Source organism: Gardnerella sp. DNF01198P, from assembly GCF_049244165.1.
Lineage (GTDB): Bacteria > Actinomycetota > Actinomycetes > Actinomycetales > Bifidobacteriaceae > Bifidobacterium > Bifidobacterium swidsinskii.
In genome coordinates this window covers 144803-169438 of sequence record NZ_CP058382.1, presented here as the reverse complement: position 1 = coordinate 169438, position 24636 = coordinate 144803, and the positions used below count along the sequence as shown (strand labels likewise).

At 41.2% G+C, this 24636-nt stretch carries 25 protein-coding genes; 15 read left to right on the top strand and 10 right to left on the bottom strand.

Features of this window, described 5'->3' with window-relative positions; genetic code table 11:
• Both nth and HXT44_RS00750 read right to left on the bottom strand, forming a co-directional pair.
• Complete coding sequence (nth, locus tag HXT44_RS00755; RefSeq protein ID WP_004109815.1) at window positions 1-675, bottom strand: endonuclease III; 675 nt, start codon at window positions 673-675, stop codon at window positions 1-3.
• Window positions 675-1466: a response regulator transcription factor gene (locus HXT44_RS00750; protein WP_033888627.1), complete on the bottom strand. Its 792-nt coding sequence runs from the start codon at window positions 1464-1466 to the stop codon at window positions 675-677. Before HXT44_RS00750 ends, nth begins: the two co-directional genes overlap by 1 nt.
• Before the next feature lie 239 nt (window positions 1467-1705).
• Here HXT44_RS00750 and HXT44_RS00745 point away from each other — a divergent pair, with 239 nt between their 5' ends.
• Complete coding sequence (locus tag HXT44_RS00745; RefSeq protein ID WP_415707398.1) at window positions 1706-2497, top strand: beta-carotene 15,15'-monooxygenase; 792 nt, start codon at window positions 1706-1708, stop codon at window positions 2495-2497.
• A 149-nt stretch (window positions 2498-2646) separates the two neighbouring features.
• On the opposite strand, the gene HXT44_RS00740 is transcribed toward HXT44_RS00745, so the two are convergent.
• On the bottom strand, window positions 2647-3141 hold the full coding sequence (locus HXT44_RS00740; RefSeq protein ID WP_004105658.1) for an inorganic diphosphatase: 495 nt from the start codon (window positions 3139-3141) through the stop codon (window positions 2647-2649).
• A 321-nt stretch (window positions 3142-3462) separates the two neighbouring features.
• Between HXT44_RS00740 and HXT44_RS00735 the strand changes: the two genes are divergently transcribed.
• The 5 genes from HXT44_RS00735 to HXT44_RS00715 all read left to right on the top strand — a co-directional run bounded on the left by HXT44_RS00735 (window position 3463) and on the right by HXT44_RS00715 (window position 11002).
• Complete coding sequence (locus HXT44_RS00735) at window positions 3463-5883, top strand: acyltransferase family protein (RefSeq protein ID WP_004109825.1); 2421 nt, start codon at window positions 3463-3465, stop codon at window positions 5881-5883.
• Between the two features lie 103 nt (window positions 5884-5986).
• A complete protein-coding gene (zwf, locus tag HXT44_RS00730) occupies window positions 5987-7567 on the top strand; it encodes a glucose-6-phosphate dehydrogenase (protein ID WP_012913784.1) in 1581 nt (526 codons plus the stop codon).
• On the top strand, window positions 7564-8505 hold the full coding sequence (locus tag HXT44_RS00725; RefSeq protein WP_004109831.1) for a glucose-6-phosphate dehydrogenase assembly protein OpcA: 942 nt from the start codon (window positions 7564-7566) through the stop codon (window positions 8503-8505). The genes zwf and HXT44_RS00725 overlap by 4 nt, the downstream gene beginning before the upstream one ends.
• Window positions 8506-8559: 54 nt before the next feature.
• Window positions 8560-9384, top strand: coding sequence for a 6-phosphogluconolactonase (pgl, locus tag HXT44_RS00720; protein WP_004109833.1), 825 nt, complete (start codon window positions 8560-8562; stop codon window positions 9382-9384).
• A 280-nt stretch (window positions 9385-9664) separates the two neighbouring features.
• A complete protein-coding gene (locus HXT44_RS00715) occupies window positions 9665-11002 on the top strand; it encodes an ATP-binding protein (protein ID WP_004109838.1) in 1338 nt (445 codons plus the stop codon).
• Window positions 11003-11091: 89 nt separating this feature from the next.
• Here HXT44_RS00715 and gndA read toward each other — a convergent pair whose 3' ends face one another.
• On the bottom strand, window positions 11092-12546 hold the full coding sequence (gndA, locus tag HXT44_RS00710) for an NADP-dependent phosphogluconate dehydrogenase (protein WP_004109841.1): 1455 nt from the start codon (window positions 12544-12546) through the stop codon (window positions 11092-11094).
• Between the two features lie 425 nt (window positions 12547-12971).
• Here gndA and nrdH point away from each other — a divergent pair, with 425 nt between their 5' ends.
• The 5 genes from nrdH to HXT44_RS00685 all read left to right on the top strand — a co-directional run bounded on the left by nrdH (window position 12972) and on the right by HXT44_RS00685 (window position 18174).
• Window positions 12972-13232, top strand: coding sequence for a glutaredoxin-like protein NrdH (nrdH, locus tag HXT44_RS00705; protein ID WP_012913782.1), 261 nt, complete (start codon window positions 12972-12974; stop codon window positions 13230-13232).
• Between the two features lie 3 nt (window positions 13233-13235).
• Window positions 13236-13736, top strand: a complete 501-nt coding sequence (nrdI, locus tag HXT44_RS00700; protein WP_004109846.1) for a class Ib ribonucleoside-diphosphate reductase assembly flavoprotein NrdI — start codon at window positions 13236-13238, stop codon at window positions 13734-13736.
• A gap of 85 nt (window positions 13737-13821) precedes the next feature.
• Entirely contained in the window at window positions 13822-16047 is a 2226-nt protein-coding gene (gene nrdE / locus HXT44_RS00695; protein WP_421782946.1) for a class 1b ribonucleoside-diphosphate reductase subunit alpha, read from the top strand.
• A gap of 82 nt (window positions 16048-16129) precedes the next feature.
• Window positions 16130-17209: a class 1b ribonucleoside-diphosphate reductase subunit beta gene (gene nrdF, locus HXT44_RS00690; protein WP_116440325.1), complete on the top strand. Its 1080-nt coding sequence runs from the start codon at window positions 16130-16132 to the stop codon at window positions 17207-17209.
• Between the two features lie 371 nt (window positions 17210-17580).
• Window positions 17581-18174 (top strand): hypothetical protein, encoded by a 594-nt coding sequence (locus HXT44_RS00685; protein WP_041160459.1) that lies wholly within the window; start codon window positions 17581-17583, stop codon window positions 18172-18174.
• A gap of 212 nt (window positions 18175-18386) precedes the next feature.
• On the opposite strand, the gene HXT44_RS00680 is transcribed toward HXT44_RS00685, so the two are convergent.
• Both HXT44_RS00680 and HXT44_RS00675 read right to left on the bottom strand, forming a co-directional pair.
• Complete coding sequence (locus HXT44_RS00680; RefSeq protein ID WP_004109873.1) at window positions 18387-18674, bottom strand: addiction module antidote protein; 288 nt, start codon at window positions 18672-18674, stop codon at window positions 18387-18389.
• A complete protein-coding gene (locus tag HXT44_RS00675) occupies window positions 18668-18946 on the bottom strand; it encodes a type II toxin-antitoxin system RelE/ParE family toxin (RefSeq protein ID WP_004109878.1) in 279 nt (92 codons plus the stop codon). The genes HXT44_RS00680 and HXT44_RS00675 overlap by 7 nt, the downstream gene beginning before the upstream one ends.
• A 409-nt stretch (window positions 18947-19355) precedes the next feature.
• Between HXT44_RS00675 and HXT44_RS00670 the strand changes: the two genes are divergently transcribed.
• Both HXT44_RS00670 and HXT44_RS00665 read left to right on the top strand, forming a co-directional pair.
• The gene (locus HXT44_RS00670; RefSeq protein ID WP_076002593.1) at window positions 19356-19568 is read left to right on the top strand and encodes a hypothetical protein; all 213 of its coding nucleotides are present in this window, start codon (window positions 19356-19358) and stop codon (window positions 19566-19568) included.
• Window positions 19569-19757: 189 nt separating this feature from the next.
• Window positions 19758-20018, top strand: a complete 261-nt coding sequence (locus HXT44_RS00665; protein WP_012913776.1) for a hypothetical protein — start codon at window positions 19758-19760, stop codon at window positions 20016-20018.
• A gap of 38 nt (window positions 20019-20056) precedes the next feature.
• Here the strand turns inward: HXT44_RS00665 and HXT44_RS00660 are convergent, their stop codons facing one another.
• Together HXT44_RS00660 and HXT44_RS00655 are read right to left on the bottom strand one after the other, a co-directional pair.
• Entirely contained in the window at window positions 20057-21274 is a 1218-nt protein-coding gene (locus tag HXT44_RS00660; RefSeq protein WP_064621676.1) for a histidine kinase dimerization/phosphoacceptor domain-containing protein, read from the bottom strand.
• On the bottom strand, window positions 21268-22008 hold the full coding sequence (locus HXT44_RS00655; RefSeq protein WP_012913774.1) for a response regulator transcription factor: 741 nt from the start codon (window positions 22006-22008) through the stop codon (window positions 21268-21270). The genes HXT44_RS00660 and HXT44_RS00655 overlap by 7 nt, the downstream gene beginning before the upstream one ends.
• 193 nt (window positions 22009-22201) lie before the next feature.
• Here HXT44_RS00655 and HXT44_RS00650 point away from each other — a divergent pair, with 193 nt between their 5' ends.
• Both HXT44_RS00650 and HXT44_RS00645 read left to right on the top strand, forming a co-directional pair.
• Window positions 22202-22705: a hypothetical protein gene (locus HXT44_RS00650; protein ID WP_012913773.1), complete on the top strand. Its 504-nt coding sequence runs from the start codon at window positions 22202-22204 to the stop codon at window positions 22703-22705.
• Between the two features lie 182 nt (window positions 22706-22887).
• The gene (locus HXT44_RS00645) at window positions 22888-23124 is read left to right on the top strand and encodes a hypothetical protein (RefSeq protein ID WP_004109891.1); all 237 of its coding nucleotides are present in this window, start codon (window positions 22888-22890) and stop codon (window positions 23122-23124) included.
• 12 nt (window positions 23125-23136) lie between these two features.
• Here HXT44_RS00645 and HXT44_RS00640 read toward each other — a convergent pair whose 3' ends face one another.
• Both HXT44_RS00640 and HXT44_RS00635 read right to left on the bottom strand, forming a co-directional pair.
• Window positions 23137-23736 carry an FMN-binding protein gene (locus HXT44_RS00640; protein ID WP_064621414.1) on the bottom strand — a complete coding sequence of 200 codons (600 nt, stop codon included), beginning with the start codon at window positions 23734-23736 and terminating at the stop codon, window positions 23137-23139.
• 45 nt (window positions 23737-23781) lie between these two features.
• Window positions 23782-24627, bottom strand: a complete 846-nt coding sequence (locus HXT44_RS00635) for an ABC transporter ATP-binding protein (protein WP_082915431.1) — start codon at window positions 24625-24627, stop codon at window positions 23782-23784.
• Window positions 24628-24636 lie beyond the last annotated feature (9 nt).

Genomic DNA, 24636 nt, shown 5'->3' with positions numbered 1-24636 from the left:
TTAAATAATTGCCGACGGACATGTTGTATTTAAAGGGCATGAAACACATTTTGGATTCCGAGCAGTGCAAATTTTTCTGCCATGCAAAATAAGTCTATGAGAGAGATTAGTCCACTCTTTAGGAGCAAAATAAGCAGTTATTTCGCGCTCAATAGCAACAGGATTTGGACGATTCTGAACCTTACGCCAACCAAGACGACCTGTAACACGTATTACGTGAGTATCTACAGGAAACCCCGGTAATCCAAATGCGTTGCCAAGAACGACATTGGCAGTTTTACGACCAACACCTGGCAACGATATTAAAGCTTCCATATTTGATGGCACTATACCAGAAAAATTATTAAGCAAACATGCAGATAATGAAATAATGTTCTGTGCTTTTACTCTATAAAATCCGAGAGGGTAAATAATTGACTCAACTTGAGATACAGGAGCAGCAGCTAAAGAACTCGCGTTGGGGAAAATAGAAAAGAGTTCAGGCGTCACGATATTCACACGCTTATCTGTAGTTTGCGCGCTTAATACAGTAGCAATTAGTAGCTCAAATGGATTTTTGAAATTTAATGCACACTTAGGTTCCGGTATTTCTTTGCACAATAAATCGTACTCTGCATAAATACGAGCTAATTTCGCTTGTTTTGATTCTCGCATATTAGAACTTTGATAAATCATTATTGCGCAGACTGCTTATCTGCATCATTTTCAGAATCATCTTCAATGCTGCTTTCGGAAATCTCGCTATTCTCATCTGATTCCGAAGGATCGAAGCGATAGCCAACATTACGCACTGTGCCAATCAAATGTTCATATTCAACACCAAGTTTTGCGCGAAGCCTACGAATATGGACATCTACAGTACGAGTGCCACCGTAGTAGTCGTAGCCCCATACTTCTTGCAACAAATGAGTGCGAGTAAACACCCTGCGCGGATGCTGCACAAAGTATTTCAGCAATTCAAACTCTTTATAAGCTAAATCAACAGGATGACCATGCAAACTCACTGTGTAGCTACGCATATCTACAACAAGATCTCCAGAACGCATAGTTCCATTGTCTGAATTGAAAGAATCATCAATTTCAGAGCCTTGCGAATGCACAAATAAATCATCAGAAGATCCGTGTTGCAAAGAAGCCAAACGCAAACGACCTTCTACTTCTGCCGGAGAAGCATTAGTAAGCACAACATCAGAAATGTTCCACGAAGGATTTACTACAGTAAAACCACCCTCAGTTATAACTAATATGACAGGAACCGTGATATTTGCAACACGCAGAGAAGAACACATTGATTTAGCGAGAGCTAAATCCTCACGCGCATCAAGCAAAAGAATGGTTTGTGCGGGCAGTTTTGCCAAACTTGACGTATCCAAAGAAAGTAAACGCACTTTATGAGATAACAAAGTAAGTGAAGGTAAAACTGAAGAGGGAGAAGCACACGAAGTCATCAATGTGATATCAGTCATATGATGCCTCCAACAAACAATTGATGTAGTAGCAAATTCAGCCTTTACAGGAATTGTAAACCATACTGCGAAAAATAGCGATAAGCGCAACACTTGCATTTTCCAAAGATAAAAATATCAACACAATAAAGCGCAGTGCAGGTTATAGGCTACATTAGTAAATAAACAAAGTAATTTGTTAATGTTTTACGGACATATTACGCTTTATAAATATAAAATTACGGCACTAGGGAGTGTGTATGAGCAATGAAACACGTATCTGCAATGACAAGATGCAGAAAAATGATAATTCTTGCGTAAATGTTCAAAAACATACCCGTATACCTAGCATGAACGCATTAGCGATGTTTGTAAGCCAAATTTTTGTTGTAGTACTTCTCGCAATTGCAGCAATATTGCCAATCGCAACAGCAAAAATAACACTTATATTATGCCTTATCATAATGCTTACATTTATAGCGTTGTGGCCACTGCACGGAAATGTAATTGACCGAGCTATTGCATTATGCGCAGGAATTGCTTCTACATGGTTTGCAACCGGAGTATTAAAGGGATGGCCACCAAAAAGCGTCATTATCGATAACGAAACTGTGTCAATGAGTAAGTTCATTGCTGCAATTCACCCTTACGAACGTTGGGCTGTATCTTTTGCTCTAATTCTTGTAGCAGCAACATTTGTAACATTCTTGAGGCAAATGCTGCGCGAGAATCGCACAAATTTAGTACGAAATCTTTCGCACACGTTAACTGCAAGTATTGCTTGTGCAGCACTTCCGGGTTGGCTATTTTTGCCGTCAATTATTAGTTTTATGCCATCGCTTCGCAATTTAGACGGTGGAATACTCGTTATAGTACTGTGCATATTTATGCTAATCGCGCTATCAGGACTTTCATATTTATGGGTTCGCAACAATTATGAAGAATACGAAACTGGAATAGTTTCGCACGATATCGCCATTTCTATATTGCCAATAATGCTTTCAGGAATGCTCGTGTATATTGCAGGCCTTGGAATGCTAGTAGCTGCTTAAAATTATTAAAAGCGTATGCAACGTTACGTTTTAATTTACTTCTGAAAGCAGCACGCACTTACATAAAAACGTCGAAAACACAGTATGTGTCTTCGACGTTTTATTTATTAGCTTTTAATTTTTATTGTTTTACTCATTAAAAGCGAAACTTATTTTTCGCTTTCTTCCAAGCGCTTGCGAGCTGCGACGATTTCCTTCTCAGCCTGCTCAACGCCAGCCCAGAAGTCACCAGGAAGAACTTCCTTACCTGGTTCCAAAGCCTTGTACTGCTCGAAGAAGTGCTTGATTTCAGCCTTGTGATACTCGTTCACGTCATCGATATCCTTGATGTCGTCGAAACGAACGTCCGCTGGAACACACAAAACCTTGTCGTCTCCACCGGCTTCGTCAACCATGTGATACAAGCCAACAGCGCGGCACTCAACAACGCATCCTGGGAACACAGAATTTGGAATCATAACAAGAGCGTCGAGTGGATCGCCATCTTCGCCCAAAGTGCCATCAATATAACCGTAATCATCTGGATAACCCATAGCTGTGAAAAGGGTGCGATCCAAGAATACGCGACCAGTTTCGTGATCCACTTCATACTTGTTCTTAGAACCGCGTGGAATCTCTACCACAACGTTAAAAGTTTCTGCCATATTGGCTCCTTTGATAACTTTAATAACAATTCATATAACTGTTCTATCTCACTTTAGCGCGCACCGACGAACGACAGCAATAGAGCATATAAAACAAAATTTTGTTAACAAATTTCGTTAAATAATAAACGTTTTGTATCACTTACAGAAGTAGCATAAAATCACATATTTCTAACACATCCTAGGCATAGCAACAAGACACGCTTTAAGCTATAAAAGTGTCTCAATACACAGTTACTATTGCTACGTTTTACACACGATATGTTGCATACATACCAGTATGGTTACCGAAGCGTAGGCAAGATGACAAAAAAAAGATGCGTGAACACTTCCACTGCTTCACAAGCAGGTCAATCCTTCAAAACAAAGAAGGTTCCTGCAGAAAAAAATGCTAGTAAAACGACCTCAACTAATCTTTCAGCAAACGCAAATAATACCGTAGAAAAAACTATTAATAGCGCAAAAGCTGAAAATAAACAATCATCTACTTTACCTACAAATACTGTTTCGAAGCGAAATAAAGCAATAGACGGTTTAAGAGCTCTAGCAATTATTGGTATTGTATGCTTTCATATGCGTCCAAGCCTTCTTATGGGAGGATTCCTTGGAGTAACACTGTTTTTGGTATTGGCAGGATATTTTTGCACGAGATCAGTTCTGCGCTATTTAAACGCAGATGAAAACGCAAAAAATGCAAAAAATATCGAAGATAATAATAAAAATACTCAAGGAATCAGGCATTACTGGGAGTATTTACTAAAGCGCGTAAAAAGAATTTGGCCGCCAACACTTGGAATTATCGCTATAACAGCACCAATTATGTGGCTTTTTTCGCCAAGTCTACTACCAAAGTTACAAGCGGATGCTCTTTCAGGCTCCGGATTCTTTAGCAATATAATGTATGTTGCTCGTAAGCTTTCATATTTTGAACAGTCCGGACTACCTTCTCCTATCAAACATCTTTGGTATCTCGGACTTTTAATGCAGGCTTTTGTTATATGGCCTATTATCCTTGCTGCACTTATTAAATTCGTGCGTAGCAAGCTAATACGCATGTATATCACAGCAGGCTTAGCCATACTTTCTTCTATTCTTACTTTTACTTTTGCCTACTTATTTAACAATTACACAACTCCAGCTCGCGTCTACTATTCTCTAGATACGAGAGCATCAGAATTCTTAATGGGTGCAATGCTAGCAATGTACGGTGCTTGGTTTGCCAAACATTCATTCCACGCGTGGCTTATTCATGCATTACATTTGCTGATGGGCAAAAAGAACATATCGGTCAGCTTAGCTTCATCAGTTAAGTTAGATAGTAATGCAGATAGTAGTGTAGATAATTCAGCACTAACGAAAAAATCAGATAAAGCCTACGCAAATAACGAAAAAGTATTTGCTGAAGATGGAATACCTGCTGACTTGCGCGAAGGATTACAAATTGATTTATCAGATAATAGCGTAGCTCCAGATATACAAGAACTTCCAAATAACGCATTCAATAAGCCAAAAACTGTTTTTTATAATCCACTCCATGCATGGCAGAGATCTTGCATTGGACTGTTGGCAACAATTGTGTTGTGCTGCTGCTTCGTGTATGCAGAAGGCACATCTTCAGTATTTGTTTTTGGCGGATACACAATAACAGCAGCCGCTTGCACACTAATACTGTGGTCGTGCACGCAAACTGATAATATTTGCTCGAGAATATTTGCATGGGCTCCGCTCGCTTATATCGGCAGACGCTCTTTTGCAATTTATTTAGTTCACTTCCCTGTTCTTGAATTATTCAACCCAGCAAATAGAACAACTGCTGTATCTACAGGAGAGCAAGTCTTGCAAGCACTAGTAATAGTTGCACTTGCAGAATGCTTGTATCAATTATTTGAAAAGCCAATACAAGATCAACAATTATTTAAGCTTATTCGCTCTGTCTCACTAACTTTGTGCTGCATAATTATTGTGTCGTTAATTATCTTGCCAGTAAATTGGCAAGATATAGCTAAGCATAGGTCAATGCAGCTTCGCCCAGAATTGACAGCACAAGTAGAGCAATCTTCATCGTCAAATAAAAAACCTACTGCTTTTGACAAAACTAATTCTAAGCAAGAAACAAAAGAAAAAGCAGTTCCAAAAGGTGTGCAAAAGAATGTAGTAAAACAGTCTCTTCCACCTACACCATCGAAGTATCGCATTCTCTTCCCTATTGCGGAAAAAGTTCCACGAAATCTTGTTACTACTCATACGCGGATCGACAAACGACGCAATACTTGTTCCGTAAACTTAACTATGGTTGGAGATTCTATTACTGAAGGCGCTAAACCATATTTGATGCAAGTTATGCCTAACGCTTATATAGATGGAAAAGTGAGTAGACAAATTTTCCACGGAGCTGATGAATACGAGAAAGATATTTCGGTAAAACACGCTGGAGATGTGGTGATTTTCGCTCTTGGAACCAACGGTCCTCCTCATGACGATAGCGTGCTTCAACACATGGTTGATGTCGCAAAAGGTAGACCTGTTTATTTCGTTACCACACGAGTTCCGCAACCTTGGCAGGATGCAACGAACGATAGCTTACGCAAGTTCGCAGCAACTCATCATAATGTTGGCATTATAGACTGGCATGGTTTGAGTAATGGTCACTCGGAATATTTGACTGACGATGGAGTTCACTTAACTCCAATCGGCGGTCCACAATACGCGAAGATGATTCGTTTAGCTGTATGCGGCGGCTGAAAATTAGAGTTATAACGCGCTAAAACTTTTTAATACTGTTATTAAGCATAATAAATTGCGTTTTGCGTGGTGAAAATAGCTACGAAATATTACGATAGTATCTATGACTGAGTTGAGGACACTACGTGATTCGCAAGACGCTGGGGAAAGCGTATCTACTTGGACGAATCCTTTGCGCGATCCGCGTGATTTGCGTTTAGCTCGCATTGCGGGTCCGTGCAGCCTAGTAATTTTTGGCATTACTGGCGATTTAGCACGCAAAAAACTTATGCCAGCAGTATATGATTTAGCTAATCGCGGGCTTTTGCCTCCAGGATTTGGTTTAACTGGTTTTGCGAGACGCGATTGGACGGATGAACATTTCGTAAACTTTGTGCGCGAAAATATTGAGCAGCATTGCAGAACGCCATTTCGTGAGTCAACTTGGATTAATCTCGCTAAAGGCATACGTTTCGTACGCGGCACCTTTGACGATGCGTCCGCGTTTGAGCGTTTAAGCAAAACAGTGAACGAACTTGATCGAGACAGAGGTACTCGCGGAAATCACGCTTTTTACATGTCTATTCCGCCTTCCAGCTTCCCAGTTGTTGCCCAACAGCTTGCAGCATCAGGTCTTTCGCACTCTTCTGAGCATGCTTGGCGACGCGTAATTATTGAAAAACCTTTTGGCCACGATTTAGCAAGCGCACGAGAATTGGATCGCGTCGTTTCTGAAGTTTTTGATCCTAATTCTGTATTCCGAATTGACCATTATTTAGGCAAGGAAACTGTGCAAAACTTGCTGGCTTTCCGCTTTGCTAACGCAATGTACGAGCCGATCTGGAACGCAAATTACGTCGATCACGTGCAAATTACGATGGCTGAAGATATTGGCATTGGCGGAAGAGCCGGATACTACGACGGAATCGGTGCTGCTCGTGACGTGATTCAGAACCATTTGCTTCAACTTATGGCTCTTACTGCTATGGAAGAGCCTGTAAGCTTCCGCGCTAGCGATTTGACTGCTGAAAAAACAAAAGTATTATCTGCAATCCGACTACCTCAAGACTTGGCTGCCAACACTGCTCGAGGACAGTATGCAGCAGGATGGCAGGGCTCTTACAAAGCTGTTGGATACTTGGAAGAACAAGGCATTGATCCTCAAAGCACTACTGAAACGTACGCTGCAGTGCGACTTGACGTTGATACTCGCCGTTGGGCTGGAGTTCCGTTCTACTTGCGAACCGGAAAACGTTTAGGCAAGCGCGTTACGGAAATTGCTGTTATTTTTAAGCGCGCTCCGCATTTGCCGTTTGAGTCTACTGCTGTGCGCGAACTTGGCAGTAACGCTATTGTGATTCGAGTTCAGCCGGATGAGGGCGTTACTATGCGTTTCGGCGCAAAAGTTCCTGGCGGCACAGCTATGGAAGTTCGAGACGTTTCTATGGACTTTAGTTACGGACGCTCTTTTACTGAAAGTTCCCCTGAAGCTTACGAGCGATTAATTCTTGACGTACTTCTTGGCGAACCACCGCTATTCCCAACTACGCAAGAAGTAGATTTAAGTTGGAAAATTCTTGACCCTATTGAGGAATTCTGGAGTTCGCTTGGCACACAACCGCAACCGTATCGCGCTGGAACGTGGGGTCCAGCAGAAGCTGATGCTATGCTTGCTCGAGATAATCGCCATTGGAGATTGCCATGATTATCAACCTTCCTGATACCAATACAAGCAAAATTGCAGCAAAAATCGACGAATTGCACGAAGAGCGCGGCGAATCCGCTACTGGTCGAGTGCTCACTTTGCTTATTGATACAACTCTTAAAGAATTAGAGCATGCACTTGATGCAGCAAACGCAGCTAGTCGCGAGCATCCTTGCCGAGTTATTGCAATGGTTCGAGATTGGTCTAGCGAACACGCTGCTGAGCGCGGTGAAGTTGTGCCAAATCTTGATGCTCAAGTGCGTTTTGGCGCAGATGCTGGAGCTGGTGAAATTATTATTTTGTATCCGCACAACGGTTTAGTTCGTCATCCGGATACGCTTGTTATTCCACTACTCGTGCCAGATGCGCCGATTGTTGCATGGTGGCCAACAAACGCTCCTGAAGATCCTGCTCACGATTTGCTTGGAGCTATGGCAAGTAGCAGAATTACTGACGCACAGCGAGCAGACGATACTCTTAAAACTGTGCAAAACTTGCGCAAAAACTGGTCTCCGCAAGATGCAGATTTGTCTTGGACGCGTTTAACTCCTTGGCGCGCGTTACTTGCTTCTATGCTCGATCAACCTCCACATTTGCCTATTCTTAGCGCGAAGATTGTGGGTCCTACTCATTACGTATCTTTGCACTTACTGGCAGCTTGGCTTAAGAGTAGCTTGCATGTTCCTGTAGAAATAGTTGAAAATCCTGAAGCTCAAGCTATTACTTCCGTAACTTTAGAACGCGAGGATGGCACATTGTCACTCACTCGCCCTGCTGGCGGAGATCAAGCTTTGATTAGTCTGCCTGGACAGGCTGCACAACCTATTGCGCTTCCTATTCGCACTCTGGATGATTGCTTAAGCGAAGAATTGCGACGCATTGATCCTGACGAAATTTACGCGCAGTTGGTGCGAGATAATCCTGCAGAAAATGCGTGAATCATTACGTGAAACAATTCGTGAAACATTTTCAATGGCATAAAAGGAACAACTATGACAAATAATGAAGTTACTTTTGCGCATAACGCAAGTATTTACGGATACGATAATCGCGATGTGCTTGCAGCTGTTGCAGCCCAACGCTTGGTGACTCTTATTATGGAATCACAGAATGATGTGCAAAATCTCAATAAACCATTCCATTTACTTCTTACTGGTGGCACAGATTCAATACGCATGTTCCAAATGCTTGCTAGCAATCCACTTTTACCAGCAATTAATTGGAATTTAGTGCATATTTGGTGGGCAGATGAGCGTTTCGTAGCTTATGATAGCGAGGATCGCAATGCACGCAAGGCTCGCGAAATGTTTCTTAACTTACTTACTTCTAACAAAGCTTTGGCAGAATCTCATATTCACGAAATGCCTGCAGATGAGCGTAATGCGGAGGAAATTGCAGCAGCCAGCGACGCTGAAAATGACGCTATTTTAGATGCTGCAGCGCGCGACTATGAGGAAGAAATTGTGAGCATACTTGGCAAAGAGCCAGTGTTTGATTTAGCAATTCTCGGTATGGGACCGGATGCGCATATGGCTTCACTTTTCCCAGGATTACCGCAGGTTAATAATCGCGATCGCATTGTTGTTGGAGTAAATCACTCCCCTAAGTTGCCGCCTATGCGCTTAACTCTTACTGTTCCTGTATTAGCTCACAGTCACTGCACTTGGTTTTTGACTGCCGGAGCAGAAAAGGGCGCTGCTTTAATGAATTCACTTTCGGGAGCTAATAATCCTGAATATCCTGCGTCTTTTGCAAACGGAACAGACGAAATCTCTTGGCTAACCACCGCAGAAACTTTGCAAGCTGCTATTGAATAACTGCATAGTTTTCTAGCAATATGCATAATATTCAGCAAGTCAAAGATTAAATGCGCTACACAAATTGGCGCAAATGCGAAAATAGCGTGTTCAAAACATGGCGCATTTGGGAAAATCGACCCCTAAAAACATGGCGCATTTGGGAAAATCTGCTTGACAAAATATGTCGCATTTGGGAAAATCTTTATAAAACCGTTGAAATTACAAGGAAAACCGCACTAGGCAACACTTGAACAAATCAAGCACAAATTTGTAATAAAAGAAAGAGCACAAAAATCGCATGTTTGATAGAAAAATATACAAAGAAATGCTGAAATGGAAGCATGAATATGCGCCAAATTATGCGCTTTTTCTTAAAGGAGCAAGACGAGTTGGCAAAACAACATTAGCTGAAAAACTTGGCAAAGAAGAGTATAAGTCTTATATTCTTATTCGTTTCGATCAAACCGAAGAAGACATTAAGCAACTTTTTATAAACAGTCTAAGAGATTTAGATACTCTATTTAACACAATACAGTTAGCTTATAATACCAGACTTTATAAGCGAGAATCTCTTATAATACTTGACGAAATACAACTATTTCCGCAAGCTCGGCAAGCAATAAAAACTCTGCTTGAAGACGCTCGCTATGATTACATTGAAACAGGCTCACTTGCTTCTATTACAAAGAAAAGCAAGGATATTCTCATACCCTCAGAAGAGTACACGCTAGAAGTACTTCCACTTGACTATGAAGAGTATTTATTAGCGAACAATAACAACATGATTTTCCCTACTATTAAAGATCACTTTGAATCACTTAAACCTATGGGCAGTATGCACCAGAGCATAATGAAGTCTTTTAGAGAGTACATGTTGGTTGGAGGAATGCCACAAGCTGTTCAAGCATATGTTGATACAAAAGATTTTGCGAAGGTTGACTTTGCTAAACAACAAATAATCAATCTTTATAAGCAAGATATGCAAGACCAGGAAGAAGAAAACCCTAGTTACGTAACTAATTTTTTCGATAGAATTCCAGCAGAGCTTTCCAAACATGACAAACGTTACATGCTATCTCACGTAGATTCCAACGCGCGCATTAAAGAGTATAGGGATCCAATACGCTGGCTTGAAGAAGCGATGATAGTAAACATTGCAAACAGCGTTGAAGATCCGAGTGTAGCTTTGAATCTATCTACTATCAATCCTTCTTTCAAATGCTACATGATGGATACAGGACTCTTAACTTCGTTAGCATACAAAGATAAGCCTTACCTAGAAAACGAACTTTATAAGGCAATTCTGCTAGACAAATTACACATTAATGAAGGAATGATAATAGAAAATATTGTCTCACAGTGCCTAAAAGCAAATGGACACAACGCGTATTTTTACAAAAAAACAAATACCAATACCAAAAAGACAGTAATGGAAATAGATTTTCTCTTAAGAAAAAATAACAAGATTATTCCGATAGAAGTAAAATCTGGCAGCAGTAAAAATGTAAAGTCAATTACAAACTTTATGGAAGCTTTTAGTAAAACCAGCAGCGAAGGAATCGTGCTTCACCACGGAGAAATTAAGCGCGAAGGCAAACTGCTTTACCTACCGTACTACATGGCTTCTGTATTGTAAAAAGAAAGCGTCGCATGCAGAATAACAACGCATGTGACGCTTTTTACATAATTGACATTTTAAATTTTATATATACACTTTTACATGCACTAATCTTGCTTTACTTCTGGGCGATTAGGATCTGCCCACAAAGTGTGGAATACGCCTGGCTCGTCAATACGACCGTAAGTATGAGCACCGAAGAAATCACGCTGAGCCTGAATAAGCGAAGCCGGCAAACGCTTAGAACGCAAACCATCGTAGTATGCAAGCAAGCTAGAGAATGCTGGCACAGGCACACCATGCTCCACCGCACGCGCAATAACCCTACGCCAAGCAGCTTGAGACTTTTCAATTGCAGCCTTAAAGTACGGTGCAAAAAGCAAAGAAACGCTTGCTTCACCGGACTCAAAAGCCTCGGAAACGCGGTTCAAGAACTGAGCGCGAATAATGCAGCCGCCTCGCCAAATACGAGCAACTGCAGCCTGGTCAATCTTCCAATCATGCTCAATTGCAGCAGCCGCAATCTCATCGAAGCCCTGAGCATAAGAAACAATCTTAGAAGCGTACAAAGCTTGGCGAATATCCTCAATAAACGCCTTACGCTCAGCATCGTTCAAATCAAAATGCACATCCGGACCAGTCAAACCTTGACTTTCGGCAGCTTCTCGCAAAGCAACCTGACTGGAAAGTCCGCGAGCAAACACGGCTTCAGCGATACCCGTAACTGGTATGCCAAGCGAAAGCGCAGATTGTACAGTCCAAGTACCAGTGCCCTTCATGCCAGCATGATCCACCATCATCTCAACCAAAGGCTTACCAGTCTTAGCATCCTTCTGGCGAAGCACATCCGCAGTAATCTCAATCAAATAAGAATCAAGCTCGCCCTTATTCCACTCGCTAAACACATCCGCGATTTCGTCGGACTTCATGCCCAAACCGCGAAGCATTAAATCGTAGCTTTCGGCAATAAGCTGCATATCCGAGTACTCGATGCCATTGTGAACCATCTTCACAAAATGACCAGCACCATCGGTACCAATATGCGTTACGCAAGGCTCACCTTCAGCAACAGCAGCAATAGACTTCAAAATAGGACCAAGAGTCTTCCAAGATTCCTCAGTGCCACCAGGCATCATCGAAGGACCACGCAAAGCACCTTCTTCGCCACCAGAAACACCGCAACCAACGTAATGAAGACCACGCGCGCGAATGTCACGCTCTCTGCGAATCGTATCTTCAAAATAAGAGTTTCCGCCGTCGACGATAATATCTCCAGGCTCCATAGCATTTGCAAGTTCTTCAATAACAGCATCCGTAGGAGCACCAGCTTTTACCATAATGATTGCGGTGCGCGGACGCTTGAGAGAAGCCACAAATTCTTCAACAGTTTTTGAAGGCACAAAAGCACCTTCACTGCCATGCTCATTCATTAAAGTTTCAGTGCGCGAATAATGACGATTGTAAACAGCTACTGTATTTCCATGATGCGCAAGATTACGCGCTAAATTCGAACCCATGGCAGCCAAACCAACAACACCAATATTTGCCTGAGCTTGAGTCATAATGACACCTCTTATCTTGTACTTGTTTTGTTATTTGCACGCATGCTTTGCGCACCCAAGCAATCTGCATTATCTACAAAATACACAATTTTTTATTTTGCGTTACGCCCCTTCAAGAAACGCACTTAATAATTTTATAGGCGGATATGCACAAGGCTTAACAATGTGCAAGTTAAGTAGTTTTAAATATAAATTTTGTGAAATAAATTACATTTTTAATCGTTAAAACTAAGCTCATATTTACTTCATAAAACACGACACGCTTACAAACACGCTATTTTTAGCTATTTTAATAATAACTATATATAGTGTTTACACAGTCGACACACCACTATAAATAGTGCTTATTCAGAGTAAGCTAACTACTTGGCTTTTGTCGATACAACACGGAATTGCAAAATTCCCCATCACCAGAGGAGATTGAAATGACTATCACAGTGTTTACTAAACCTCATTGCCCACAGTGTGATGCAACTAAGCGACAGTTCACAAAACTTGGCGTGAACTTCGAAACTGTAGACTTGTCAAAAAGCCCCGAATCACTCGAACAGTTAAAAAATGCAGGATACCGTCAAGCTCCAGTAGTCATTGCTCCCGACGCATCCTGGAGTGGGTACCGTCCAGATTTAATTGCGCAAATTGCGGATAAACTTGGAACTTCCGCAGAGGCAGCAAAAGAAGCATAAGAAATGTGTGAGCAAGAAAATATAACACAACAAAGCGAACCAGAATCTAGCGCACAAGGTGAATCAATCGGAGCTGTAGTCTACTTTTCCTCAGTTTCCGAAAATACGTTAAGATTTGTGCAAAATTGCGATTTTCCAAGCAATAACGTGAACGTATATCGCATACCGCTTCGTCCTAAAGAACCGGAATTAAACGTGCGCGAACCGTATGTTTTGATTGTTCCAACTTACGGCGGTGGAAATATTGCGAAAGCAATACCGATGCAAGTTCGCAAATTCTTAAATAATCGCGAAAATCGTTCGTTTATTCGCGGAGTAATTTCTTCCGGAAATACGAATTTTGGAGAAGCATATTGCGCTGCAGGTGATCAAATTGCAGGAAAGTGTGGAATCCCAAATATGTACTCGTTTGAACTTACGGGAACTGCAGAAGATATAGAAAAAGTAGCGCAGGGCATACCGAGATTTTTAAAACAACTCAAAGAAACAGAAGAAACAAAATAAACAAAACAAACGAAATAAGTAAAAGAAACAAAACAAAAAGCGTTTAAAAAAGCAAAAATAACGCATGAAGAAAGGAACAAACCCCATGAATAGCACGGATCCGATGAGCGAATCTACTTCGCTTAATCTTGATCACACTGATTCTGCAAGCGCAACTGCCAGTACAACAGCAGAGCGCATCCGCAACAGCCGCGACTACCACGTTCTTAACGCTATGCTCGGTCTTTTTGACCCAGAAAAAGGCATTCAGTTTGATAAAGATCAAGAAGCAGAAAAGCTTTACGTTTCGGGTTACGTGCAAGAACATAGCATGAAGTTTGCTTCCACTCGCGAGCGCTTGACTTATTTGATTAACAATTACTACTACAACGGCAACGTTTTCCACAAATATAGCGACGAGTTCCTCGATAAGTTCTACGAGCATGCGCAAGCCGCTCACCACACTTTTGGCACATTCTTGGGTGCTTTTAAGTTCTACACTTCTTACGCCTTGAAGACTTTCGACGGCAAGCAGTATTTGGAAAACTTCGCTCAGCGCGCAGCTGCTGTTGCATTGGAACTTGCAGATGGTGACAAAAAAGCAGCGACCAACTACTTAGACGAAATGCTTGCAGGCCGCTTCCAGCCAGCCACCCCAACATTCTTGAATCTTGGTAAAGCTCAGCGCGGCGAAGCTGTGAGCTGCTTCCTCGTGCGTTTGGAAGATAACATGGAGTCTATTGCGCGCGGAATTAATTCTGCTTTGCAGCTTTCTAAGCGTGGCGGCGGCGTGGCTCTGCTTCTTACGAATTTGCGCGAACTTGGCGCTCCTATTAAGCGAATCGAGAATCAGTCGAGTGGCGTTGTGCCTGTTATGAAGCTTTTGGAAGATTCATTCTCTTACGCTAATCAGCTTGGCGCTCGACAGGGTGCAGGTGCAGTGTATATTAGCGCGCATCACCCAGATATTATGCGTTTCCTCGATACTAAGCGCGAGAACGCAGACGAGAAGATTCGCATTAAGTCGCTTTCTTTGGGTGTTGTGATTCCAGATATTACTTTCGAGCTTGCTAAGCGTAAGGAAAAGATGGCTTTGTTTAGTCCTTACGATGTTGAGCGCGAATATGGCAAGCCTTTTGCAGATATTTCTGTTACCGAGCATTACGATGAGATGGTTGCAAATCCTCGTATTCACAAGAAGTACATCGACGCTCGCGAATTCTTTATGACGATTGCAGAAATTCAGTTCGAGTCTGGCTATCCTTACATTTTGTTTGAGGATACTGTGAATCGCACGAATCCTATTGAGGGTCGCATTACTATGAGCAACTTGTGCTCAGAGATTTTGCAAACTCAGGAAGCAAGCACTTATAACGCCGACTTGTCTTATAGCCACGTCGGTCGCGATATTTCTTGCAATCTTGGCTCTCTTAATATTGCTAAGACAATGGATGGCGACTTGGGCACAAGCGTTGATTTGGCTGTGCGTGCGCTCACTTCTGTTTCGGAGCATACTTCTATTGATTCTGTGCCTTCGATTCGTCGCGGTAACGCGGAAGGTCACGCTATTGGCTTGGGTCAAATGAATTTGCACGGTTTCCTTGCGCGTGAACACATGCAGTACGGAAGCGAGGAAGCTCTTGACTTTACAGACATGTACTTTATGACGGTTGCTTACCACGCTTATAAGGCTTCTCACGCTTTGGCTGTAGAGCGCGGCCACGCTTTTGCAAACTTTAAGACGAGCGCTTACGCTAAGCCTGCAGGAAAAGGCAACTACTTCGATAAGTACACAGATGGCAGCCGCTCGCTTGAGCCTAAAACTCAAAAAGTTCGCGATTTGTTTGCCCGTTTTAACGTTGCGATTCCAACCGTCAGCGATTGGGAGCAGTTGCGCGACGAGATTTTGAGCGATGGCATTTACAACGAGTATTTGCAAGCTGTTCCTCCAACTGGCTCAATCTCGTACATCAACCATTCCACAAGTTCAATCCACCCGATTGCTTCTCGCATTGAGATTCGCAAAGAAGGCAAGGTTGGACGCGTCTACTACCCTGCCGCATACATGACGAACGACAATATGCAGTACTTTAAGGACGCCTATGAGATTGGCTGGAAGGCAATTATTGACACTTATGCCGAAGCAACTCAGCATGTGGATCAAGGATTGTCGCTTACTTTGTTCTTCCCAGACACTACGACTACTCGCGATTTGAACAAGGCTCAGATTTACGCATGGCGTAAGGGCATTAAGACTCTTTACTACATTCGTATTCGCCAGAAGGCTTTGGAAGGTACGGAAATCGAAGGTTGCGTAAGCTGCACGCTGTAAGTCGTAACGCTGTGAATTTTTCGCACGCCAAATCAAAAACTTAAAAATTTTATAAAACGTAAACACAGAATCAGGAGTAATAATGACAGAACTCAGCCCAACCGAGCTTAGAAGTAGCCTCGATAAGCCTTTCGGCACAAATCGCGTAATCGCAGATGACGCTATGATGGCAGCTTCTATCACACCATCTCAGTACCGCTGCCATCACGGATCGCGCGTACGCCCAGTTAATTGGAATAATATTGTTGACGACAAGGATTTGGACGTTTGGAATCGCCTTATTGCTAACTTCTGGCTTCCAGAAAAGGTTCCGCTGAGCAACGATATTCCTTCTTGGCGTTCCCTCACCGATCTTGAGCGCAAGACCACTACTCGCGTTTTTACAGGCTTGACTTTGCTTGATACCAGCCAGGCAACTATTGGCGAGCTTTGCCAGATTGAGCACGCTCGCACGGAGCACGAGCAGGCTATTTACACGAATATTGCTTTTATGCAGTCGATTCACGCTCGCTCCTACTCCTCTATTTTCTCTACTCTTTGCTCTAGCGAGGAAATTGACGAAGCTTACCGTTGGGCTGTTGGCAACGATGTTTTGCAGCAGCGCGTCACCACTGTGCTTTGCGAGTACGAGAGCGAAGATCCACTTAAGCGCAAGATTGCTGCAACTATGCTTTCTTCGTTGCTTCTTTACGCGGGATTCTATCTTCCGCTTTACTTTGCTTCTCGCGGCAAGATGATGAACACTGCCGATATGATTCGCTTGATTTTGCGCGATAAGGCAATTCACGGCTATTATTCGGGCTACAAGTTCCAGCGCGGTTTGGAGCTTAGAAGCGAGAACGATAAGAAGAATCTTGAAAAGTTCACTATGAACTTGCTCGACACTTTGTATGATCTGGAAGTTGAGTATTCTGGTCAGATTTATGAAGGATTTGACTTCCACGATGACGTTTTTGACTTCGTGCGTTACAACGCTAACAAAGCTTTAATGAACCTTGGCTACCCTGCTAAGTACAGCGAAGAAGAAACTCACGTAAGCCCAGAAATTCTCGCTGCTCTTTCTCCTGCAGCCGACGAAAATCACGACTTCTTCTCCGGCTCTGGTTCCAGCTACATTATGGGCAAATCAGTTGAAACCGACGACGATGATTGGGACTTCTAATCAAATAGTTGATTTACTAACTGATTTGCTGAATAACTGAATAACTAACTGATTGGTTAACTAATTAATTTAATTAGTTAACCAATTTTAATTTAGTTAGGTTAATTATTGCAGCTAAATAGAGTCTATATAAAAAGCTAAAAAGTCAGAAAGCAACACAGGTCACTCAGCCTCTATGGTACACTATGTGAAAAGGAACTGGTCTTGTTGATTCGTTTATGCAAAAATCGGCAGCGATTATCACTTCCTACTCATGCTCAAACCAAGATTTTTGAACTGAACTGAGCAGGCACTAAAGTTGGAGTTCAAATTTATAAAGATGACTAACATCCGTTAGACGCATCTACAAGAAGAAAGAAAGAAATCCATTTATGGGGAAAATGACTTATAAAAAATTACTTTGTGTTGTAGTGCTCTTCAGCTCGCTAGTGGGGCTAGCAGCCTGCGGTAACTCCGAAGCCAACAAACCAGTACCAACAAAAATAAGCCGTCATTCTACCAAAAAACATTCAAAACCAATCAAAAAAGCCTCAAAAAAGAAAATCGCCGAAGCTTTTGTAAAGGGACAAGAAGGGACTTTGGAAGCCCTAGGTGAAACTAAACGCGTTATTTGGGACGCTTATCCTGATCAGTTGGCTTACGTTAAAGATGCTTTCTATCACTGGACTCTTCAAGACGACTGGTTCCAGGTTAACACTGGCCATTATATGGTTGTAGACCGTTTGAACAGTTCAGGCATCTTATTAAAGAAACTCCAAAAAGGCATGCCAGTTAAATTAAACGGCAAAGATTACAAAGTGGCGGATTATAAAGACTTTGAGGGTGGCGGAAGCTCGGATAAGTTGCTAAAAGTATTCAAAGAGTACGTTGAGCAATTCCCTAAATCTGCTTACTTTATTCAAACTTGTCTCGATGCCAGAACTTATGGCGGACAACGTTTAGTAGTTCTTGATGTAGCAAAATAGTAAACGATTTAGCAATATAACTTAGATTAGTTTCCAAATTTTGTTGTCTTGAAAATATTGCCTGTGTATCGACGAGGTTGATGAACAGGCAATATTTTTTAACTAATTACGCGATTATATCGCGCAACTTTAATTGCATAGTCGCTATGGTATACGAGTTATCGTGGCAAAAATTGCAAAATTAGCAAAAACTGTCACGATAACTTGGTATGTCACGCATTTGCTGGTTCTATTGCAATGCGTCCACCTAACGCTTGAACAACTTTCGCAATAGTTTGAAAGCTAGGATTGCCATCTCGTCTTAGGCTTTTGTAAAGGCTTTCCCTTCCGACCTCAGCTTTTTGAGCAATCTCTTTCATGCCTCGAGCTTTTGCAATATCGCCTATAGCAGCTTGCAACAAGCGAGGATCGTTAAGTTCTGCTGCAGCATTGAGATACGCAATAACATCATCATCGTCCTCAAGATACTCACTCGCATCCCATTTACTTATATTTACCATTTTTTCTCCTCAATTAATTGTGCGAGAAGTATCTTCGCTTGCTTAATATCTTTACTTTGACTACTTTTATCTCCACCAGCAAGTAATAGCATTAGTTTTAAGCCTTTTTGTGCAAAATACACACGATACCCTGGTCCAAAAGTGAAACGCAGTTCACTAATACCATTGCAAACTGGATGTAAATCACCTACTGGCTTACCTGCAATTTCACATAATCTCAGTCTCGCGTTAATTCGAGCTTTAGATTGAGTATCGCGAAGTTTTTCATCCAATTGCGATACTCATCTGTTTTAAGTATCTCCATAAAAGTATTTTATCCTGTAGGATACAGTTTTGCAATATAAGTAAACAATCATATCAGTTATCGTGACAGTTTTTGCTAATTTTGCAATTTCTGCCACTATAACGTATGTGTTTGGGTTGATTTTTGCAGCATAAAATTTCTACTGAGCCAAAAATAACAATTACAAGTATTGCCAATTTTACTGTGTCGCTAAAAATAGTTACAGCTGATTACATGACAGTATTTTTTTATTACACTGAGACCCATTGCACAATTTATTTGTGCAGCAAAATAGCGTTTTAAGTAAAGGAGTTATGCGGTGAAGTGCTTAGCAAAGACAGTAGCTGCAGTAGTTACAACAGTGACAATGTGTCGCAACCAGTGGTAGGTAAATCATTATGAAAAAGCAAATCTTGGCTTATTTTAAGCGACTTATCAAACGAGAAGCTACTTATATGCCGTTAACATTTATTGGCTTGCTTGGAATTTTTGCAATATTTAGTGGCAATACAATTGCTTACCTTTCATCTCCAAATAGGTGGATTGAAACATTTGTTTTTACACTTATTGTTGCTTTTGCACGTGCCTTTATACCTGATGATCGTTATTGAACAATTTATTTCATGAAGATTAGCGAAATGCACACAGCACTTCGCTAATCTTCTATTTCATATTTTCTAAGTTATATTACGGTAGATTTTAATCCTATTTGGTTGTTTTTATTTATCAGTAACTTTTCGGTTGCTGTCTAAGATGCTAATATGCAATATTCATAGATTACATTAAGAAGAAGGAATGTCATGAGTCAAGATTTTGGAGTAAAAAATTGGAATCCATCTGCTGCAGCAAATATTAGTAACGATGACGATAATCTTTCTGAAGAAGATTTTGATAAATTGGCTGCAGAGCTTGAGCAATTCTTTACCAAGTATGTAGTGTTAGAAAATAATAAGTTTGTAGTTCATGACGATGCGATTATTGCCGATGGTTATGAAGAATATTTAGAAGGCTTTCACATCTTAGCAGAAAAATTCACTGCTGGTCTTGAAGAGGACAGGTAGCGTAAATTAACCACGATAAAGCGAGAGTCTGATTGATACTAGTTTAGCGGAATAACAACATTGACCAACCATGCATCATCATCTTTTTGCGCGTTTAAAGATCCACCTAAACGTTCCACGGATTTTTTGTGGAATAGTAGTCCTTTGCCAAAAACAAGTCTTCCACCAAACTTATTCGACAACGAATTCATACACATTATTTTGCATTCTCGCTCATCAACAGTAACGTTCATAGAAAAGTCAACGCTAGTACTGCAATGCTTACGAATATTAGTAAGCAACTCACTGCACATGCGAATAGCACATTGAGCTTTTTCAGTACTAACAGTTGCAGATGCAGCAAAATCACCACTCCCCGAACTTTTATCAACCACTGTTAGAGAACCATAGTACCCAAGCTGCTCACAAATTTGCCGTTCAGCCTGTAAACGCGCACGAATATTGCATAAGAAATCAGCCAAATTCATGCAATCATTGCTATTAGAACTATAAACAAACTGCGTACTAGCAATATTTGAATCTAAAGAATCATCATACTTTTGTTCAGTTTGCTCAAGCAGGCTGATAACAAGTCTCGCTTTGGAAAGTGCATTACGCGAATGTTCAATAATCTGCTCTAACGATTCTTTTGTATGTTCATTGTTCTTAGCATATAAAGCATCCGTTGCAAGCAGTGTAATATCCGTAATCTCATTGTTCACATCGTCATGCAATTGCAACGCAACCGACGCAATATAAGACTGGAACTTACTTCGTACAATATCCATTTTTGCGCGATTATTTTCTTCCAACATGTTCAAATATTTGCGCAAAACGTAACCACAAATCATGGAAATAAGAATAAAACAAGGAAAAGTAAGCGAAATGTACGCAATTTTTGCAAAGTAGATAATATTCAGCGAAACTATGTACGCACAAAGCAAATACTTCCACGAATCATAAAAGCCTGCAACAAACATGCTAGCAATCAGCGCAAAAAGCACGCAAGTTGCATTTACACCTGGTACTGCTAACGTTACGCAATACAAAATCGGAGTTACGAGTGATACTTGACGCGGAAAAGCAATCAAAAGAAATATTGCAAACATCCAAACGTATTGACACGCAGATTGCTGCGGGTTATGCCACAGCCCAGCTGTATTGCACGATTGCACATCCATTGACACTACAAGAATCGCCAATATTATGAATAAAGTTCGCTGAATTTTCCAGCTTTTAACCAACTCAATAACGCGCGAAAATGTTTTCATTAACATGCGTTATCCGTTTCTTGAGAAGGATTCGGATGATTCTGAAGCGAATTATTAAAATATTGCAGATTGCTAGTTTGCTCACGATTTTGCATTGCAGCAAACGCGGATATTGCTTGCACTCGGTTAGAAACATGCAATTTTTTGTAAATCCTATGAATATGCGTGTTAATAGTGTTTGGCATAAGACCAAGTTGAGCCGCAATCTGATTTGTTGTGCAACCTTTAGAGAGCAGATCCATGATTTTTAGTTCTTGAGGCGGCAAAACGCTACGCGACCTTGATTTAGAAAGCCTAATAAAAGATTCTTGCGGAGTAGCAAAATCGTAAGCAACATCTCTAACACATCGGCAGCCATACACCTTCTGATTATCGCAATATTGCAAAGCTTCTGCTAGTCCTTTGAAATTGTCTTTAGCAACCATTGCCTGCCCACCAACTTGCGCTACTGACGAAGCGTAGGATCTACAGTCATACGAAGTCATACCAATTAAAATAATGTTATTGTTTTTCTCGCGAATTGCGCGTATTACCTCTACTCCAGACATGTCTTTCATTGACATATCAATCAAAATATAATCCGGAGTCGTTTTTGTTACTTGGCAATATTTCAAAGCTTGCACGCCTGATTTTACGCACCATTTGCACACGTACTCGCTTGGCAAAAGCTTGCTGAGCACGTTTCGCATAACCGCTAAAACTAGTGGGTCGTTATCTACTATTGCATACGTTTTTTGCATAATGGCTTTCTTGCAATCTTATGCTACTTTTCTTATATTCTACTTTATAAGCATGCGCAAAGTAGGGCAAATCGTGTAGTAATAAATGATTACAAGTAATGCATGTAAGTCAAATGTGATTATAATAAGTAACAATATGCAGCTTTTAGTTGCGTTGAAAATTCATTTTCAATATTGATTGCAGCAGGATTATATGACAAAACGATTAGTAGTATTGCACTCCGCAGAAGTAGCTGCGATGGCACTTGCCTCAACAGCTGCTTTTATGCGTAGCTTTGGCTTTTTCGTTTTGTGGCTTGTTTTAGGACTTCTTTCTGTTGCATTGTATTCTTATGCATATTTTTTCTTGCGCAAAAGCGTTATTAAAGCAAAAAATGCGTATATAGGAAATAATATATCTAATCTTAACGGCGCAGGCGCTAACAGCATAAGTAGTGATGTTGAGAATATAGAAAACAACAAAGATTACATAACAACTCTTGAGCAAAAACGCAAAAAAGTCGAATCACAAAATAAGCAAATACTTAGTAATTATCTAAATAATTTAACAAATATTATTTCATGCTTTATTTGTGGGCTTATTCACGTTCCTTGGATTTATTACTACGGAATTGCAAATGGCGTCTTAACATTGGTGATTTTGTGGCGAGTAATAAAGCGTCCACAAGGTCACCCTATTGATGAAAGCGATTTGTAAAGATTTAAGACTTATTGGCAATCTACCATTACGTTGAGTATTAAGTTTTGAGTACATCATATTGCTGCAAAGAATTGCAATATTTATACTAGAAATACAAAATACATACGAACGAGAAGCAATGTACATGAATTAACTACAATGCTCACGAACAAAACAGCAAATTGGAAAGAAGGCAACTCATGAGCAAGGACTCTATAAAAGTTATTAAAAAAACGCTTATTTGGATTCTTAAGTGGGCATTATTTACAGCAGTTGAGTTCCTTCTTTTGTATGTTGCAATTATTTCTTGGAATCATGATTTTGCACAGTTCATGGACGAATACAGTGATGCTATTATTCCATTTATGGCAGCAACCGGAGCCATGGCAGCAACAATGATTCGCGACGAAGGCACTATTCTTGAAGTCAAAGATTAAGGTGGTTGTAGATTATTTTGCGGATTGAATTGAAGCCTCTTGGCGAGCAACGTCAAGTGCTTTGTTGAAGGCATCGCTAGTCCAACTTGCTCCAGCAACAACCGAAATATGCAAATCTTTCAACGGTTTTCCAACGATTTTTCCTGGAATAGCCTTTGAGAATGCATCCATATGGCCTCTTGAAATCGGCGTAAACGGATGAAGCGTCATTTGCACATCGCTAACATTTCCATTTGCAACACTTAAGCGCACATCAAAACTGTCTTCTGCAACCGGACCATACGTAGCTTTGACTTTATAGTCGCCATCTTTGTAATTGCCAGTGTCTGTTTTAGGCTGATTCTGCTGGTTCTGAGAATCCTCACTTTGCGCAGAAGATTTAGATTGCTGAGCACCAGCATCGTACTTTCCAGAAGGATTACCACCATCATCCGCGCTTTGACCAGAATTGCCAGCAAACTCATCGTTCATCGGCACAGCGCTCGGCTCGCCGCAAGCAGAAAACATAGCGGACGATGCAGCTACAATCGCAAGCGCAGCAACGGTTTTCGTAACTTTTTTGGATTTCAAATCGTCGCGTGAAACATCGTGAAACATATTATCTGAAACCATAAAATCATCGCCTTTAAATCTTGTATATTTTAAAACCTTGCGCAACTAATCATCTAAATTCGCTAATTTAGGCGACTTAGTAGGCTCATGGTCTTGCAAAGCTTCCGCAACGCTTTCATCAACGTGAGCACTCGTAAACGCAGGCTTGCCGCCAATCGCCTCGTATACTTTACGCGCATCCTCATTATTCCAGCGCTCACCAACAAGCACACCGTGATTAAGCATAATTTCGCGATCCGCGCATTGAGCTACCAAAGAATCGTGAGTTACAACAATAATCGTCGTGCCTTGCTTGTGTAGCTGCTTAAACAAGTCGAGCACAATCTGCTCATTTTTTTCATCCAAATTGCCAGTCGGCTCATCCGCAAGAAGCAACTTAGGGCAGTTAATAAGCGCACGAGCAACGCAAACACGCTGCTGCTCGCCACCAGAAAGCTGGCTTGGCAAATGGTGAGCGCGATCCTTTAAACCCACGCGATCCAAAGCATCCATTGCTTGAGCTTCGTCAACAACCGAATGATAGTATTGCGCAACCATCACGTTTTCAACTGCCGTTAAATGCGGCACAAGATAAAACTTTTGAAAAACTAAGCCGATTACGTTTTTACGAACGTCTGCAAGCTGACCTGCGTTCAAATCCTCAAGTTTGCGGCCTTGCAAAGACACGGAACCCTTGGACGGCGAATCCATGCAGCCAATAATGTTCATGAGTGTTGTTTTGCCAGAGCCACTGGAGCCAACAATAGAAAGCCACTCACCTTCTGGCACAGTAAGCGACAAATCGTCAACCGCACGAAGAGAGCCGTAAATCTTGGAAATATGATCCAAAGTCAACAGCATTTTTGACTTAGACTCCGCGCTATCTAACTTATTTTCTATATTCTCTGTCATATTAAATCC

Excerpts from the sequence above, each read along its gene's own strand:
- HXT44_RS00645 (WP_004109891.1), top strand. The coding sequence starts at position 22,888 with ATGAGCAAGGACTCTATAAAAGTTATTAAAAAAACGCTTATTTGGATT.
- HXT44_RS00650 (WP_012913773.1), top strand. The coding sequence starts at position 22,202 with ATGACAAAACGATTAGTAGTATTGCACTCCGCAGAAGTAGCTGCGATG.
- nrdF (WP_116440325.1), top strand. The coding sequence starts at position 16,130 with ATGACAGAACTCAGCCCAACCGAGCTTAGAAGTAGCCTCGATAAGCCT.
- HXT44_RS00715 (WP_004109838.1), top strand. The coding sequence starts at position 9,665 with ATGTTTGATAGAAAAATATACAAAGAAATGCTGAAATGGAAGCATGAA.
- zwf (WP_012913784.1), top strand. The coding sequence starts at position 5,987 with ATGACTGAGTTGAGGACACTACGTGATTCGCAAGACGCTGGGGAAAGC.
- gndA (WP_004109841.1), bottom strand. The coding sequence starts at position 12,546 with ATGACTCAAGCTCAGGCAAATATTGGTGTTGTTGGTTTGGCTGCCATG.
- HXT44_RS00745 (WP_415707398.1), top strand. The coding sequence starts at position 1,706 with ATGAGCAATGAAACACGTATCTGCAATGACAAGATGCAGAAAAATGAT.
- nrdE (WP_421782946.1), top strand. The coding sequence starts at position 13,822 with ATGAATAGCACGGATCCGATGAGCGAATCTACTTCGCTTAATCTTGAT.
- HXT44_RS00750 (WP_033888627.1), bottom strand. The coding sequence starts at position 1,466 with ATGACTGATATCACATTGATGACTTCGTGTGCTTCTCCCTCTTCAGTT.
- HXT44_RS00640 (WP_064621414.1), bottom strand. The coding sequence starts at position 23,736 with ATGGTTTCAGATAATATGTTTCACGATGTTTCACGCGACGATTTGAAA.
- HXT44_RS00685 (WP_041160459.1), top strand. The coding sequence starts at position 17,581 with ATGGGGAAAATGACTTATAAAAAATTACTTTGTGTTGTAGTGCTCTTC.
- HXT44_RS00740 (WP_004105658.1), bottom strand. The coding sequence starts at position 3,141 with ATGGCAGAAACTTTTAACGTTGTGGTAGAGATTCCACGCGGTTCTAAG.
- HXT44_RS00665 (WP_012913776.1), top strand. The coding sequence starts at position 19,758 with ATGAGTCAAGATTTTGGAGTAAAAAATTGGAATCCATCTGCTGCAGCA.
- HXT44_RS00670 (WP_076002593.1), top strand. The coding sequence starts at position 19,356 with ATGAAAAAGCAAATCTTGGCTTATTTTAAGCGACTTATCAAACGAGAA.
- nrdH (WP_012913782.1), top strand. The coding sequence starts at position 12,972 with ATGACTATCACAGTGTTTACTAAACCTCATTGCCCACAGTGTGATGCA.
- nth (WP_004109815.1), bottom strand. The coding sequence starts at position 675 with ATGATTTATCAAAGTTCTAATATGCGAGAATCAAAACAAGCGAAATTA.
- HXT44_RS00680 (WP_004109873.1), bottom strand. The coding sequence starts at position 18,674 with ATGGTAAATATAAGTAAATGGGATGCGAGTGAGTATCTTGAGGACGAT.
- HXT44_RS00635 (WP_082915431.1), bottom strand. The coding sequence starts at position 24,627 with ATGACAGAGAATATAGAAAATAAGTTAGATAGCGCGGAGTCTAAGTCA.
- pgl (WP_004109833.1), top strand. The coding sequence starts at position 8,560 with ATGACAAATAATGAAGTTACTTTTGCGCATAACGCAAGTATTTACGGA.
- HXT44_RS00655 (WP_012913774.1), bottom strand. The coding sequence starts at position 22,008 with ATGCAAAAAACGTATGCAATAGTAGATAACGACCCACTAGTTTTAGCG.
- nrdI (WP_004109846.1), top strand. The coding sequence starts at position 13,236 with ATGTGTGAGCAAGAAAATATAACACAACAAAGCGAACCAGAATCTAGC.
- HXT44_RS00660 (WP_064621676.1), bottom strand. The coding sequence starts at position 21,274 with ATGTTAATGAAAACATTTTCGCGCGTTATTGAGTTGGTTAAAAGCTGG.
- HXT44_RS00725 (WP_004109831.1), top strand. The coding sequence starts at position 7,564 with ATGATTATCAACCTTCCTGATACCAATACAAGCAAAATTGCAGCAAAA.